10 protein-coding genes are annotated in these 15,034 nt (G+C 40.7%); 6 read left to right on the top strand and 4 right to left on the bottom strand.

The genetic code is table 11. The features are described from left to right. Positions 1-45: 45 nt before the first annotated feature. Together N523_RS0117255 and N523_RS0117250 are read right to left on the bottom strand one after the other, a co-directional pair. A complete protein-coding gene (locus tag N523_RS0117255; RefSeq protein WP_028835498.1) occupies positions 46-3,144 on the bottom strand; it encodes an efflux RND transporter permease subunit in 3,099 nt (1,032 codons plus the stop codon). 3 nt (positions 3,145-3,147) lie between these two features. After that, entirely contained in the window at positions 3,148-4,200 is a 1,053-nt protein-coding gene (locus N523_RS0117250; RefSeq protein ID WP_028835497.1) for an efflux RND transporter periplasmic adaptor subunit, read from the bottom strand. A 247-nt stretch (positions 4,201-4,447) separates the two neighbouring features. Here N523_RS0117250 and N523_RS0117245 point away from each other — a divergent pair, with 247 nt between their 5' ends. The 6 genes from N523_RS0117245 to N523_RS0117220 all read left to right on the top strand — a co-directional run bounded on the left by N523_RS0117245 (position 4,448) and on the right by N523_RS0117220 (position 9,849). Continuing rightward, positions 4,448-5,152, top strand: a complete 705-nt coding sequence (locus N523_RS0117245; protein ID WP_028835496.1) for a DUF2982 domain-containing protein — start codon at positions 4,448-4,450, stop codon at positions 5,150-5,152. 35 nt (positions 5,153-5,187) lie between these two features. Next, a complete protein-coding gene (locus N523_RS0117240; RefSeq protein WP_013464320.1) occupies positions 5,188-5,520 on the top strand; it encodes a hypothetical protein in 333 nt (110 codons plus the stop codon). Positions 5,521-5,586: 66 nt separating this feature from the next. Continuing rightward, entirely contained in the window at positions 5,587-7,233 is a 1,647-nt protein-coding gene (locus N523_RS0117235; protein WP_028835495.1) for an Lcl C-terminal domain-containing protein, read from the top strand. 10 nt (positions 7,234-7,243) lie between these two features. Then, positions 7,244-7,759, top strand: a complete 516-nt coding sequence (locus N523_RS0117230) for an Lcl C-terminal domain-containing protein (RefSeq protein ID WP_013464322.1) — start codon at positions 7,244-7,246, stop codon at positions 7,757-7,759. 153 nt (positions 7,760-7,912) lie between these two features. Beyond that, complete coding sequence (locus N523_RS0117225; protein ID WP_028835494.1) at positions 7,913-8,830, top strand: ExeA family protein; 918 nt, start codon at positions 7,913-7,915, stop codon at positions 8,828-8,830. A gap of 11 nt (positions 8,831-8,841) precedes the next feature. Then, positions 8,842-9,849, top strand: coding sequence for a general secretion pathway protein GspB (locus N523_RS0117220; protein WP_028835493.1), 1,008 nt, complete (start codon positions 8,842-8,844; stop codon positions 9,847-9,849). A 7-nt stretch (positions 9,850-9,856) separates the two neighbouring features. Here the strand turns inward: N523_RS0117220 and N523_RS0117215 are convergent, their stop codons facing one another. Both N523_RS0117215 and putA read right to left on the bottom strand, forming a co-directional pair. Next, the gene (locus N523_RS0117215; protein WP_028835492.1) at positions 9,857-11,053 is read right to left on the bottom strand and encodes an HD-GYP domain-containing protein; all 1,197 of its coding nucleotides are present in this window, start codon (positions 11,051-11,053) and stop codon (positions 9,857-9,859) included. 110 nt (positions 11,054-11,163) lie between these two features. Further along, positions 11,164-14,967, bottom strand: coding sequence for a bifunctional proline dehydrogenase/L-glutamate gamma-semialdehyde dehydrogenase PutA (putA, locus tag N523_RS0117210; RefSeq protein WP_013464326.1), 3,804 nt, complete (start codon positions 14,965-14,967; stop codon positions 11,164-11,166). Positions 14,968-15,034: the final 67 nt, after the last annotated feature.

Here is a 15,034-nt window from a genome sequence, read left to right as displayed (position 1 = left end):
ACTGAATAAAGCGCCGTAACAGCTAGTTACGACGCTCTGAGTGACTTAGATCTCTTTAAGCGGTTTTTCAGCGGCTTGCTTATCAAGTTTTTGTTGTAAAAACTCAGGTGATTGTGTATTTCGCGCTAGTGCGTAATAAGCGGCTGGCACCACAAACAGAGTTAGTATGGTTGCCACCGTTACGCCAGTAAATACCACCACACCAATTACCATTCTACTTTCCGAGCCTGGGCCGGAAGCCAACACCAAAGGTACGGCACTCATAACCGTTGTTAGGGAGGTCATAATAATAGGGCGCAAACGCTGTGTAGCCGCTTGTAAAATGGCCTCACTAAATTCTACGCCTTTATCACGTAACTGGTTGGTAAATTCAACAATCAGTATACCGTTTTTAGCACTTAACCCAATGAGCATAACAATACCTATTTGGCTGTATATATTAAGCGTTAACCCCATACTCCACAGCCCAAACATGGCACCCATTAAACCAAGTGGCACAGTTAACATAATAACAAATGGATGCATAAAACTTTCAAACTGAGCTGCCAGTACTAAAAAGGTCACGGTTAATGCCAGCACAAACACATAGGTCATGGCTGAGGCACCTTCATAAAACAATTGCGACTCACCTTTATAGTCAATGGCACCATCAATGTCGTTTTCCTCTGTGGCAACCTTGTTTAAAAAGTTTAGTGCTTGTTCTAGCGTGTAACCATCAGCTAGGTTGGCACTTAAAGTAATTGCACGCATTCGGTTATAGCGGTTTAAACGCGAGGCGGTGGCTTCTTCTTTTAAGCTAATAAGGCTATCAAGAGGAACAAGTTCTCCGCTACGTGATTTTAGGTAAATATTTGAAATATCAGTCGGGTTGGCAAAGTCTTGTTTTGTGCCCTTTAAAATTACATCGTATTCTTCACCGCGGTCAATAAAGGTGGTTACACGGCGTTGGCCAAGCATGGTTTCAAGTGTACGACCCACATCAGAGACTGATACGCCTAAATCAGCGGCTTTATTTTTATCAATACTGACTAAAAACTGAGGGAAGGTTTCTTTATAATCATGATCAATACGCACTAATCCAGGGTTTTTCTCAGCGCGTTTAATAATTCTATCTCGCCAATCGGCAAGTTGAGCATAATCATTACCTTGCAAAACAAATTCAATAGGGCGAGATGAACCACCTCCGCCAATACCACGGCGCATAATAGCAAATGCACGGACGTCGGTGACCTCTTGCATTTTGCCGCTTATTTCATCCATGACTTCCCATGTTGAGCGTTTGCGCTTATCCCAATCAGCCATGCCAACAATAGCCACGCCGCCACTGCCACCCCAACCTGGGACTCGAACAAGCACTCGACTTAGTTCGCCAGATTCAGAATAAGGCATCAAGCGCTCTTCAATTTTTGCCATATTAGCTGCGTTATTTTCATAACTTGCCCCTTCAGGGCCATTCATAAGCACAAAGAAGGTGCCACGATCTTCTTTTGGCGTGAGCTCTGAGGGTATTTGTAAAAATAATGAATAACTAACAAACCCAGCCAAAACTAAGCTCAGCATTAAGCCCCATTTACGGGTCATGTTTGACGCTAAAGCGTTACGGTATCCATTTTCTAATTTAGTAAAAAAACGGTCCATAACTTGGCTAAACTTACTTTCTTTTTCAGAGGCCTTTAACACTTTTGAACACAGCGCCGGAGAGAGTGTCAACGCAGTGATACTAGAGAAAAACACGGCAGCACTTACTGCCATAGCAAACTCTGTAAATAGTGCGCCAATTCGTCCTTCCATAAACACTAATGGTACAAACACGGATATAAGCACTAAGGTGGTGGCTATAATTGCAAAGCCCACCTCACGTGCGCCGCGATAAGCTGCCAATAAAGGCGGTTCACCAAGTTCAATACGGCGGTGAATATTCTCTAGCATTACAATGGCATCATCGACCACTAAGCCTATTGCTAACACCAGTGCTAGTAGAGTTAATAAGTTAATTGAATAACCCATTGCTAATAAAAACATGAAACTACTGACTAGGGCGACCGGTACTGTGACCGCGGGAATAAGAGTGGCGCGAATGTTACCTAAAAATATAAAGATAATAAGCACGACTAACCCCATAGAAATTGCTAAAGTTTTATAAACCTCATTAATTGACTCTTTAATAAATACCGAAGAATCATAACTGTCTTCTATGGTGGTGCCTTCAGGTAAATTACGTTTTATTTTTTCCAGTTCACTGCGGGCGTTATCAACCACAGTTAGGGTATTGGCTTTGGCTTGTTTAACAATACCCATACCAATCATATTACGGCCATTACCTCGGAATAAACTTTCATCATCGGCGGCTTCTAGTTTTACGTCAGCCACTTCGCCTAGACGCACTAAATAACCATCTTCACCTCGTTTAATAACTAGGTTTTGAAAATCACGTTGGTTTTTATAGCTGCGGGCAGTGCGAACGGTAAAATCACGATCAACTGATTCAATTTCACCGGCCGGAAGTTCTACATTTTCACTACGCAGTGTTTGCTCAATATCACTGGAGGTAATGCCACGGGCGGCCATCGCTTGGCGGTTAAGCCATACTTTCATGGCATACTTTCGCTCCCCCCCAATGCGCACATTCGATACGCCATCAACAACGGCTAATCGATCTACAATAAAACGCTGTGCATAATCAGAAAGTTGCAATGAATTCATGGTTTCACTGTTAAGTACAAACCACGCGATAGGGCTTTCGTCACTATTTGATTTTGATACTTCAGGAGGACGTACTTGTTCGGGTAGGCTATCAAGTGCACGCGCAACACGTTCACGCACATCGTTGGAGGCATCGTCTATGTCACGGCTAATATTAAACTCAATGGTAATGTTTGAGCGGCCATTACGACTCGATGAGTTAATACTTTTAATACCTTCAATGCCCGAAATACGATTTTCAATAACTTGCGTTATTTTTGTTTCAATAATTTCGGCAGATGCACCGGTATATTCAGTACTAATATTTACAATCGGTGTTTCAATATCTGGATACTCTCGCAAAGGCAACATGCTAAAAGCAACTAAGCCAAATGTGAGTAACAGTAAGTTAATAACAATCGCAAAAACGGGGCGTTTGACGCTAGTATCGGTAATTTTCACGTGTTACCCCTTAACGCTTACTTTACTACCTGAGCGAATTTTAATTATTCCCTCGGTAACAATTTGCTCGCCATTACTTAACCCTTTGTCTATCGCAACCCAGCCATTATTTCTACTTGCAACATGTACTTCTTTACGGTTTGCTATGCCATCTTCAATTTGAAAAACGTAATGCTTATCTTGCAGAGGAATAATGGCCTTTTCAGGCACCATCAGCGCTTGGTTACTGCTCAGTTCTAAAGCGGTATTAAGCAACATACCTGGGCGAAGTAAACCTGATTTATTAGCAAAACTTGCTGTTACTTCTACACTGCGAGTGATTGAGTCGATACGTGAGCTTATATGGGTTACTTTACCGCTGAAGGTTTGATCAGGGTAAGCATCGTTTTGAGTGCGAACAATCATGCCGTTTTTCAGTTGAGCTAAATACTTTTCAGGCACTTTAAAATCAACTTTTATAATACTAATGTCATCGAGGGTTGTGATCACGGTACTGTTATTGACATAAGCACCCACCGATATTTCGCGTTTCCCCAGTAACCCAGAAAAAGGCGCGGTGATGGCCATTTCATTGAGTTTGGTTTTAGCACTTTCAAGTTGTGCTTCGCTGGCATCAACGCGAGCGAGTTGTTCTTCAAGCAATGACTTGGCCGTCGCTTGCGAGCGAGAAAGCTCGGTTAGTCTGGCTAATTGACGTTTTTCTTCTTGTAAATTAATGCTAAGTTCTTTTACTGCAAATTGTTCTTGTTGGTTTTGCAGTTGTACTAATTTTTGTCCTTTGCTGACCAAGTCGCCATCTTCAAAGTAAATGCTAGTGACATAATCGTTTTGGGCGCTTTTAATGTAGATAGCCTGATTAGCGCGAGCACTGCCAATGGCTTCAATCATAATTGCGTTTTCTTGCGATCTGACCGTGTGGGCAGAAACTTGCGTTGTCATTGCCGAGTAATTGGCTTGCTCGCCCTGTGATGCGGGAAAATACAAATAAACGCTAAAAATTATTAGTAATGAAATAATAAATGGAAATAAGGCTTTACCTGATTGTTTAGAGTGCATTGTTTTCATACCTGAAAATAGATTATAAGTATTGTACGAAATCAGGACAAAAAAAGGCGGTTATGTATCTCATTAATTTGTGCGTTAAGCGTAAAAATAACTGATACTTAGTCATTGCGCATATTTAACAGTAATAATGGGAGTTAATTGATGAGCTTTAAAACATCATGCAAACGCTGTTTAACGCTGAGAAAGTTAGTATTGTGGGCTATTATTATGTTTATATTTTATATGGCGTTTTTTCAGTATGGCTAATATAAATAAACAAATACTAAAATACCGAGCGCAAGGCGCTAAAAATGGAATTGAAATATTAGTGGTCGGCAGCATTGGCTTGATTATTATCATGCTGTTTAATTTATTACGCCCAGGCGAAATAAGTATTATCGAAATTTTTTTAGTAAGTTTATGTATTGCTGCAATTTTAATTGGCTTTTTTAAAACACAAGAACCTTTTTATAGTATTATTTTAACTGAGCAGCAATTAATATATCAGCATAAGTATGGACAATGGCATATACACCCAGAGAATTTGCACCATTGTGGTATACCTAAGGTTGATAATGGCATTGATTACCTTGAGCTTAATGCGATTGGTATTAAATTAAATGATATAGATTCATTCTTGTCTGCTTTAGCTCCAAGAATTGCGGGTAAATTGTTGATAGAGCAGCGACATTTCTTTATGCAAGTTGTTCAAAAAAATTGCAAAAATGGGCATTGCCCATCAGAATGGTTAGTTGAAGATAATAAATATAGGTCAAAAAAAGGAATTGACTATAATGGGCTCATAGCGATGTTTGCTAATAGGGCTAAACATCTTCAGCTTTTAACAGGGTATGACTTACTGTTACCAGCCAGTGTAATAGAAAGTGATATTTGGGAATTTAGCGCAAATTTAAATAAATGGAAGCGCGATCCCTCTCAGTTTATAAAGTCGCAGTGTGAATAATAATATAAGCACTCACTGCGGGATTAGGAATAACTATGAGCCAAGACAGATCTTTCATTAAAAGTGGTCGAAACACCATAATACATAAAGACAGAAAACTAGATTTAGTGATTGTTAATGGTGAGACTCACCCTAAAATTAAAGTAACAGGTAATGGTCTTGAGCCATTTAAAGAAGAACTGCCAAAAAACCGCCGAGATGCAAAAGAGCGTTACCTCGACGTTGTTTATATTACTAGTGCTGATGTATTTAGCGAAGAAAAACAATTGTTGTTTATTCAATCCTTAGATGGCCGCGAATATAAAGTAGATTACAGTAAAGTTGGCACTAAATTATTTGTTCGTATTCATCAAGATAGCTATTTATAATTTATAATGGCATTTTTTTTGCTTAATAGTTTTATTAGATAATTTTAAGACAAAAAGGTGCTGAGTATGAGAGCAATTTCGTTAATACCACTTATGTCATGCTTGCTTTTGGCTGCATGCGGAGGGGGAGGCGGTGCTGATAACAGTGATATAAAAACATCAGTATTTGCAGGTAACGATCTTCAAGTTGTAGAAAAATCAGAGTTTACTATTTCTGCAAAAGGCTCTCCTGCAGATGGTACATTTACTTGGCAGCGTGTAAGTGGCCCTATTATAGATGTGTTTCCGCTTGAAGGGGCTGAACAAACCATTACTGCACCAGATGTAAAGTCTGACAGTGAACTGGTATTAAGAGTTAGCTATCAAACGTCAGATGGCAGTTTAGTGAATGACGACTTGAGTGTTTTCATTGCCTCTAATAATCAGCTTCCTCTTGCTGTTGTTACTCAAGTTGCTCCTGCAAACTTGCCCTCAGTTTATAAGGATACTGTAACCCTAAGTGGTTTAACTTCCACAGACCCCGATGAAAATGGCGAAATTAGCAGTTATTTGTGGCAATTATTGTCAGGGCCGGATTTAACAATTGATAGCTATACCAATCCAACGCTTAGTTTTTCTCATCCATTATTAGAAAATAACACCAACTTAAAATGGCAGCTCACCGTAACAGATGATGAGGGCGGAGTATCTGCATCACAATTTGATATGACCCTTAATAAAACAGCTCAAGTGATTATTGCCGATGCAGGCGCTAATCAAACAGTAGAAGAGTTTGATAAGGTTATCTTAGATGCCACAGCCAGTGAAGCGGCAACTCAATCTTATCAATGTATGTGGCAACAACTTACCGGTAATGCAGAAACCCTGATTGAATCACAGTCATGTACTGCCAGCTTTTTTGCCTCTGATATTGATTTAAATGCAACGCTTAGCTTTGAAGTACAAGTTATGGACTTAAAAGGGCGCACCGACACAGATACCGTATTTATTGATGTAACACCCAAAGCGCTTGGGTTAATAAATGATACAGGAGTAGGAGAGTGTTATAACAATACTCAGCGAATTAATTGTAATAATGATGAATTTCCAGCTCAAGATGCTGATCTTGGGCGCGATAGTTTTGCCAATCGTTTAGGTAAAGTGGGTAAAGGGAATCTGGCTTTTGATTACACCAAACTTAATGAGTTTGCCGATGAGCTTCTCGATGATGCGCAAAACTTTAGCTGTATTCGTGATAATACTACCGGCCTTGTTTGGGAAGTAAAAAGCCCTTATTCCGGGGTGTTACCAAATACCACTTTACGTGATGGGCAAAACCGTTACATTTGGCAAGGGACTGTCAATAGCGGCGATGTAGCGGGTAGTGATAATACCACGTGCCCGAGCAATACTGATTGCGGATTACAAACCTATATTGATGAAGTTAATGCGCTTGATTTTTGTGGTGGTAGTAACTGGCGTTTACCCACTTATACTGAACTTTTAGGTTTAATTGATTACGGTAAACAAGGGCAAAACGTATTGATAGATACTGCATTTTTTCCTAATACACCATCGACTAACACCGAAGGGCATTTACGCTATTGGACCTCACAGACCGCGGTTGATGGTGCCAGTTTATCTCAGGCTTACACTATCGATATGATGGATGGCAATGATTTAGCCTATCCAAAAGATAATGCCGCTTATGTGCGCTTAGTTAGAAATCGTTAAGGTGATTATTATGAAATTAATTAAAGTCTCTATGTTATTAGCCTTAGGATTAAGTCAGTCACTTGCAGCGCAGCAGTGTTATCAGGAAGTCGCGACTAGCGATGATACCGACCGATTTGTGATTAATATTGATGGCACTGTGTCAGATACTAAAACAGGGCTAATGTGGCAGCGCTGTAATTATGGTCAAGTTTATAATAGCGAAACAACTAGCTGCGATGGTGATACTCAACCATTAAATTGGCAAGCTTCACTTAAAGGCGCACTGAATGACACCACGGCAAATTATAACGACTGGCAAGTGCCGAGTATTAAAGAGTTAGCTAGTATAGTAGATCACCGTTGTACCGATCCAAGTATTAATGCGGGTATTTTTTTAGCAACGCAGTCGCAAAATTATTGGTCTAATACCTCGGGTATTAGCAATATAAATTCGGCATGGGTTTATCAATTTTCCAGTGGTTTAAATAGCTTACATGCTAAAACAAGTAACGTATATTTACGCCTAGTACGCTATGAGAAGTAGTTAATTAATATATTAGCGAATCTAAAAATGCTCTTTTATTTACGGTTAGCCTTTTTATTTACACTATTTTAATAATAAAGCCTGGTTGTAGTTGTCACCCAGGCTATTTTTTTGCCATTATAGACCGTGAATTAACGACCAAGGACTATAAAGGTGTATTTAAGCTATTTTGGTTTACAAGAAAAGCCATTCTCAATTTCGCCTAATCCCCACTACTTATTTTTAAGTGAACGCCATAAAGAAGCATTAGCGCACCTTACCTATGGACTAGGTGAAGACGGTGGCTTTGTGCTGTTAACAGGTGAAGTGGGTACAGGTAAAACCACCATAACACGTAGTATGTTAGAGCGACTGCCTGAAAATACCCAAGTAGCCATGATCCATAATCCTGCGTTATCAGAACTTGAACTGTTAGCCAGTATTTGCGATGAATTACAAATAACTTACGACGCCAAAAATGCCACGCTGAAGAGTCTAACGGATGTGATTAAAAAGCACCTTGAGTTTAATAATAAAGCGGGGGGGCATACTATTTTAATTATTGATGAAGCACAGTTGCTTGCCCCCGATGTGCTTGAACAACTTCGGTTATTAACCAATATCGAAACCGACCATAAAAAGTTATTACAAATAGTATTAGTAGGGCAGCCTGAGTTACAGGTACTTCTAAAGCGAAATGAGTTAAGGCAACTGGCACAGCGTATTACTGCTAGGTATCACTTGTTAGCGCTAACACCAGGGCAAACCATTGCTTATATTCAACATCGGCTACATATTGCAGGTTGTGACAAGAAAATATTTTCAATGGAAGCGATGCAAATGGTGCATCAGCTCACAGGCGGTGTGCCACGATTAATGAATCTGGTGTGTGAACGCGCATTAGTAGGGGCATTTTCTAAACAACAAGAAATTGTTGGCAGTGATATTGTTAAGCAAGCAGCGAGTGAATCTTTACCTATCGACTTTATTGTCACAAATAATAAGGTGAGTAAAACAGGTTCTATTTGGCCTTATAGCGCTGCTGCGTTAATGCTTTTTGGTGCAGGAATTGGCCTGTCATTTATTCTTTAGTTAGGTGATTCATGTCTTATTTATTAGATGCGTTAAAGCAGTCAAAGCACGATACCATGAGCGCAGAGCAATATGACTTGCAAGCGCAACAATTAAAACAACAACACCAGTTGATGACCTATCGTCGAATTAGTTTTTTACTCGCCGGAAGTTTATTGGCGACGGGTATATTGACCAGTGGCTTTTTTGTCGGGAAGTGGCTGCAACAAGAAAATGTAGCCGTAAAAAATGAGGTTGTTCAAAATGACCTTAGTCAAAAAGACTCAGCAGTGGTAGAAAAACCAACAAGCCCAGAGGAAGTACAAAAAACGGTTGCTCAAGCAGTAACAACCCCTCAAGCGCCCCTTGTAACAGCTGCGCCTAACAATTCTGTGCCACTGGCAGGGCAATTGGTTTATGTACAAACCCCAACGGGTGTACAGCAAATGTTGCTTACGCCACAAGGGCAATATTTACCTATGAGCGTTAATCAAGCGTCTCAAGGGCAAGCGCACAATTTCTCGGCGCAGAATAACGTTCCATCTAGTTTTCAATCACCGAGCAACCAACCGAAAAGCGTACCAACTCAAGCAACGAAAAGAACACTCAGTGCCGATGAGTTAAGTAAATACAAAGTGTTAGGTAAACCACTTAATCAAAATGTGCCTGCTCAGCCAGAATCAACCGCTGAACTAGATACGGTTCCCGACACGCTTAAAAATGCGTTTGCGCAAGCCGTTAATGACACAGAAACAACAGCCGACTACGAAGTAACTCAAGGCTCTCGTCATTCATCACGGGTACAACCCGTTGAGCTACTGCCGGATGGCCTACAAAGTATGTTGCCAAGCATTAAATATCAGGCACATATTTATTCGTCGACAGCAGATAAGCGCTGGATAAAACTCAATGGCAGAGAGCTATATGAAGGGGAGTCTATTGGTGCATTGAGGGTGCTAGAAATAGCACCGGATCAGAGCGTACTTGATTTTGATGGCTATGAATTTAGCTTAAAAGCTCTGCAAGATTGGCCACAGTAGTGGCCAATTAACTAAAGATAGAGTGCTTATAAAAACCCTCTAAATCTATATTATATTCTTTGGGTTTCACTGCTGATTCAAGCGTGTCTTGTGTTCTTTTGCTTGATAAGTCAATATCTTGAACTTCAGTGTAACGCCCATGTTTGGCATTAAAAAACGTTTTTACGACTGGTTTTAATGGTGTTGCAGGGTTACTTTGGGTCACCAGCCCCACTTTTTGGCTGGAAAGTTTTACCAGCGTGCCCACAGGGTGAATACCAATACATTGAATAAATTTATTAAGTAGCACGCCATCAAAGCTATCTGGGCAACCTTGTTTTAATATTTTAAACGCCTTAATTGGCTCCATACCCGCTTTATAAACGCGTTCAGCGGTTAATGCATCATATACATCAACAATAGAGGCCATACGAACGTATTGGCTTATTTCATCGCCTTTCTTACCAAAGGGGTAGCCTTTACCATCTAAGCGCTCATGATGCATACCTGCGATATCAACAGCAATCCCCGTTAATCCTGCGTCTTCTAGTATTTCTTTGCTAAAGCGCGCATGGTTTTGCATCACTTTAAATTCTTCGTCACTGTAGCGACCTGGTTTGTTGAGAATCGCGTCAGGTATTTTTATTTTTCCCATATCATGCAATAGGGCACCTGTTGCAAGTTCTTCAATGATTGGTTTTTCAATATTGAGATGTTTTGCAAAAATACTCATTAAAATAGACACATTTATCGAGTGCTCTAATAAATAGGCATCTTTTTGGCGCATTTGCGTAATGCACGCCAGCGCATCTTGATTTCTAAATACGGAGTCAATAAACCCGCTAGCCAGCTCCCTAAAAGGAGCAACATCAACAGTGCGGCCAGATTCTATATCGCCAAATGCTTTGGTTTGTAAGTTTTTTGCTTCATCATAAAGCTTTTTAGCTTTACTCATTTCTTGCTCAGCGCTGTGGGTTATTAACCATGGATCGCGCTTTTTGATTTTGTGCTTAGTTGCAGGCGTTGGTTGTGTTTCAGATTCTTCAGAGGTGAGCATTTTATCAGGATCGATTTCAACCTCTAAAATGCCAGATTTTATTAATTTATCAATTCCACTTTGAGTTTTAACCCAGCCTTGGTTTTTTATTCTAATATTGCCAGTTTGCTTAACAACTTTTTGTACAAACATACCAGGCTTTAGCTGTGTAGTAGGAATGGTTTTCAAAGTGAACTCTAATTAACAAGTATGATTAGAGAAAGTAACAAATAAATTCACATTTAGAAATAAAAAAAGGCATCAAATTGATGCCTTTTTAATTAAATGATGACTATTTTCTATTCATCATCTTCAACAAGCGTCATCAACGAGGTGTTACCGCCTGATGCCGTTGTATCGATACTGATTGTTTTTTCAGTAATAAGGCGCTTAATTAGCGTGTCGTAATACTCTGAGCTGATCACTGGCAGTATTGCGCCTTTACGTTGTGCAAGCTGTTGGCTGAAGTAGCCTAAGCGAGAAGAACGTGCAGCAACTACCGCACCCGCTAGGTGAGGGTGTGCCAATATAGCTTGTAACTGGTTTGGTTTAGCTACTTGGAAAACACCTTCAGCAACGCCGGTTGCAATAAACTTATCTCTAAAGGCAACCGCTTCGTCGTAAAATATTTCAGATGCAACAGTAATTACCGTATTACCAGCCGCTAGTGCGGTAATAATCGACAGTGCCCAAAAGTTAAATGAGGTGCTTTTATCTGCGTAACAAACCACACAACCACGTGCTTCAAGGTGAAGTGTATTCGACTCACCTGTTGGCCCTGGCAATGTTGTATATTTACGCATGTGCTTTTCTAAGCGGTTTAACTGAGCGCGAGCATCGGCAAGTGTTAACGCTAAATCGTCCGCGAGGTCGTCAATAATTTCAACCGTCGCTACTTTCGCTAATAACTGACGTACCGCAGAAACACGATCATTCAGTGGCGTTGCACGCCAGATTTTTTCATCGCGCATAGAGTTAACCATCAGCTTTTCTACTTGCTCATTTGCGCCACTGTAGTGGTGTAAATCAAGCTCATCTGGCGTTAGGTTAGTCATTTGTACGTTATCTGGTGATGCTTTTTCTTTTATTAGGCGTTGTAGGTAGTTTGGTCCACCGGCTTTAGGGCCAGTACCAGAGAGTCCACGGCCACCAAACGGTTGCACGCCAACAATGGCACCAATCATATTACGGTTGATGTATACGTTACCTGCACGCGACATTTTCGCTAAATGTTCACAACGTTCTTCAATGCGAGAATGAATACCCATTGTTAAGCCGTAACCCGTGTTGTTGATTTGGTCGACAACACTATCAAGCTCACTCGATTTAAAGCGAATAACATGCACACACGGGCCAAATACTTCACGTTTCAATACCGATAAGTCTTTAATTTCGTATAAACGTGGTGCAAAGAAAAATGCGCCATTTTCGCTGTTATCAGGGATTTTACACTCATAGTGAAGTGTTGCATTACCCTTTAGGTATTCAACATGGTCGTTGAGTGTTTTAAGCGCTTTTTCATCTATTACTGGGCCTACGTCTGTAGAGAGTAATGATGGGTCGCCAATATGCAACTCAGCAAGTGCGCCTTTAAGCATATCGATAATGCCATCAGCTACGTCTTCTTGAATAAAGAGTACGCGTAATGCTGAACAACGTTGACCCGCACTTTGGAAACCAGAACTGATAACATCATCAACAACTTGCTCAGGAAGCGCTGTTGAGTCAACAATCATACAGTTTTGGCCGCCAGTCTCTGCAATTAAAGGCACCTGAATATCGTTACGTGCTGCTAATGTTTGCGAGATAAGCGTGCCCGTTTCAGTTGAACCTGTAAACATAACAGCTTGAATACGCTCATCAGGAACAATGGTTTTACCTACTTCGCTACCGCGAGCAATGACAGGTTGTACAACGTGCTCAGGTAAACCAACTGATAGCATTAATTCAATGGCACGAAGTGCGATTAAGCTGGTTTGCTCTGCTGGTTTTGCAATAACCGTGTTACCGGTAACAATGGCCGCTGCAACTTGACCCAAGAAAATAGCGAGCGGGAAGTTCCATGGGCTAATACATAAAATAACACCACGGGCTTCAAAGCGCTCATCTTGCGCAAGCTCTTCTGCACGGGCTGCGTAGTAACGACAAAAATCAACGGCTTCACGTACTTCATCAATACCATCTTGTGCTACTTTACCTGCTTCTTTAATACAGATAGCAACAAGCTCATCGTGATGGCGCTCTAAAATATCAGCAACGCGACGCAACAAATTGGCGCGCTCTTTTACCGGTGTTTGTGACCATGATTCAAATGCGGTTTCAGCGTTGGCTAGCAACACTTTCATTTCATCGCTATTTTGTAATTTTATATGGCCAATAATTTCTTTATGGTTTGCAGGGTTTTTAACTGCCAGCGCGCCCTCTGGTACTTGACTTTCATCAATTAAGTGCTCTTCAAACCAAGTGTCTAAATTTTCTTTAAACGGGGTGATCACGTTAATATCAGTTAAGTCCATACCTTTTGAATTGGCACGTTCTTCACCGTATAAATCAATTGGCATTTTTATCTGTGTGTTGTATTTATTACGTAAACCTTGCAGTGTTTCAACAGGATCTGGCAATAATGCTTCAACCGGTTGTGTGGTATCTACAATGGCATTTACAAATGACGAGTTAGCGCCGTTTTCTAGTAAACGACGCACAAGGTAAGCAAGTAGGTCTTCGTGTTGGCCGACCGGTGCGTATACGCGGCACTGAATTTTTTCTTCATCAACGATTTGGTCAAATAAAGATTCACCCATACCGTGAAGACGTTGGAATTCAAAACCTTGGTTATCACCTTTGGCCACTTCTAAAATAGTCGCTGCGGTGTAGGCGTTGTGTGTTGCAAATTGCGGGTAAAGTACATCACGTGCTTCGAGCATTTTAATCGCACACGCTTTATATGATACATCCGTGGTTGCTTTACGGGTAAACACCGGGAAGTAATCTAAACCATCTTGTTGTGTGGTTTTGATTTCTGTATCCCAGTATGCGCCTTTTACTAAACGCACCATCATTTTGCGACCCACACGGGTTGCTAGGTCGGTTAGCCATTCAATAACAAAAATAGCGCGTTTTTGATAAGCCTGAACCGCTAAACCAAAACCTTGCCAATCGCCTAAATCGTCATCGCTAAATACTGCCTCAATAACATCAAGAGAAATATCTAAACGGTCAGCTTCTTCAGCATCAACAGTAAAGCCGATATCGTATTTTTTAGCGGCAAGGGCTAGTTCTTTTAGTTTTGGAACGATTTCTTCCATTACACGCTCTCTATGAGTGAACTCATATCGAGGGTGAATAGCCGATAACTTTACAGAAATACCTGGGCTTTTTATTGGACCACGGCCATTTGCGGCTTTACCGATAGCATGAATCGCATTCATGTAGCTATCAAAGTAACGCTTGGCGTCTTTCATTGTGCGAGCACCTTCGCCTAGCATATCGTAAGAATATACATAGCCTTTTTGCTCTTTTTCAGCAGCACGCTCAATCGCTTCGTTAATGGTACGACCCATTACGAACTGTTTGCCCATTATCTTCATAGCAAAGTTAACAGACTTACGTATAACTGGCTCGCCTAAACGACCAATGGTTTTTTTGAGTATGCCAAACTGTTGCTCTTTAGTCTTATCGTTATAGTTAACCATTTTACCGGTTACTAATAATCCCCAAGACGAGGCATTAACGAATAAAGAGTCACTACTACCTAAGTGAGAGCTCCAATCGCCGTTTGCTAATTTATCACGTATTAATGTTTCTTGAGTTGCTTTATCAGGAACACGAAGCAGCGCTTCGGCTAAACACATTAATACCACACCTTCTTCACTCGATAGTGAAAATTCATTTAATAGCGCATCAACACCGCTTTGACCGTCTTGGTCTTTACGAATGTTTAAAACTATTTGGCGAGCTCTTTCCCATGCACGGCTTCGTGCTTTAACACCGACTTCTGCAAGTGGTAAAATGTGATCAATAACCGCATTTTCATCTATACGGTAGAAGTCACGGATCTTTTGTCTGATCGGACAAGTCGTTGTTAAATCGCCATTGAATAACATAAGCAACCCTCAGGAGTGTTAAGACTTAGGGTAATTGTTAATTACCGCTAAATGTTGTTGGTGTAAA

It is taken from the genome of Pseudoalteromonas sp. 23_GOM-1509m, assembly GCF_000518425.1.
In the GTDB taxonomy this organism is placed as follows: domain Bacteria; phylum Pseudomonadota; class Gammaproteobacteria; order Enterobacterales; family Alteromonadaceae; genus Pseudoalteromonas; species Pseudoalteromonas tetraodonis.
This window is presented reverse-complemented; position numbering and strand designations above follow the sequence as displayed.

Coding starts and splice junctions, on each gene's coding strand:
- N523_RS0117250 (WP_028835497.1), bottom strand. CDS start 4,200: ATGCACTCTAAACAATCAGGTAAAGCCTTATTTCCATTTATTATTTCA.
- N523_RS0117235 (WP_028835495.1), top strand. CDS start 5,587: ATGAGAGCAATTTCGTTAATACCACTTATGTCATGCTTGCTTTTGGCT.
- N523_RS0117220 (WP_028835493.1), top strand. CDS start 8,842: ATGTCTTATTTATTAGATGCGTTAAAGCAGTCAAAGCACGATACCATG.
- N523_RS0117240 (WP_013464320.1), top strand. CDS start 5,188: ATGAGCCAAGACAGATCTTTCATTAAAAGTGGTCGAAACACCATAATA.
- putA (WP_013464326.1), bottom strand. CDS start 14,967: ATGTTATTCAATGGCGATTTAACAACGACTTGTCCGATCAGACAAAAG.
- N523_RS0117230 (WP_013464322.1), top strand. CDS start 7,244: ATGAAATTAATTAAAGTCTCTATGTTATTAGCCTTAGGATTAAGTCAG.
- N523_RS0117245 (WP_028835496.1), top strand. CDS start 4,448: ATGGCTAATATAAATAAACAAATACTAAAATACCGAGCGCAAGGCGCT.